The following is a 730-nucleotide window of genomic DNA, read 5'->3' on the forward strand; positions in this document are numbered from 1 at the left end:
AACAACAACCTCAGCGGTACCTTCCTCCTCGAGAGTATCGACCACCTTTGCTTCGCTGATGCCGATGAAGGTGAGTTGCAGCGTCTCCTCGCGATCCCGGCGTCCGGCAATCGCTCGCTCGAAGGTATCAAGCACTTCCGGCCCGACAAGGCGCTTCAACGTCTGGATGTCACTGTCCGCATAGGCCCGCAGGATAATTTCATAGGCTGTCTTGGCGCCAGCCAGAAACGCGGCGACGTCGAAATCCGGTTCGATCTTTCGAATCCCATCCAAGGAGGTGTCGGCGGAGGGCGTGCGTTCGTCATTGCCGGTCAGTTGGTCCGCCGGCGCATCGTCCCGTTTGGCCTTGTCGTTGCCTGGGCGCGGCTGAGTTTGGCCCCAACTGCTCAGCAATGCCCAATAAAACGCGATGATCCCCACGAGCAGGATGTGGTTGTTTGGATCTGTGGTTTCGTTCATGACGTTCTCCCGACAAGATGTCGACGCGACAGCAGGCGTTGATTTGGAACAGGAGGCGAAGCTAGACAATGCGCGGCAGCTTCTCCCACTGATGGAAGGGCGGCGGCGATGGCAGTTGCCATTCGAGCGTGGTCGCCCCTTCGCCCCATGGATTGGCGCTGGCCTGGCGTCTGCGGCTGAAAGCTTCCGCCACCGTGATGAAGAAGACGACAAGTCCGGCCGTTGATATGTAGGACCCGATCGACGACACGAAATTCCAGCCGGCGAAAGC

Annotated in this window: 1 protein-coding gene and 1 pseudogene; both read right to left on the bottom strand. The window is 59.3% G+C overall.

The window, feature by feature from the left end; genetic code table 11:
* Positions 1-459: Tim44/TimA family putative adaptor protein (locus tag EN993_RS36450; RefSeq protein WP_164758086.1), on the bottom strand; the 459-nt coding region annotated here is incomplete at its 3' end.
* Positions 460-520: 61 nt separating this feature from the next.
* Positions 521-730 (bottom strand): annotated as a pseudogene (locus EN993_RS36455) (cytochrome c oxidase subunit I); the annotation flags it as partial.

The sequence above is a fragment of the Mesorhizobium sp. M7D.F.Ca.US.004.01.2.1 genome (assembly GCF_003997785.1).
GTDB lineage: Bacteria > Pseudomonadota > Alphaproteobacteria > Rhizobiales > Rhizobiaceae > Mesorhizobium > Mesorhizobium loti.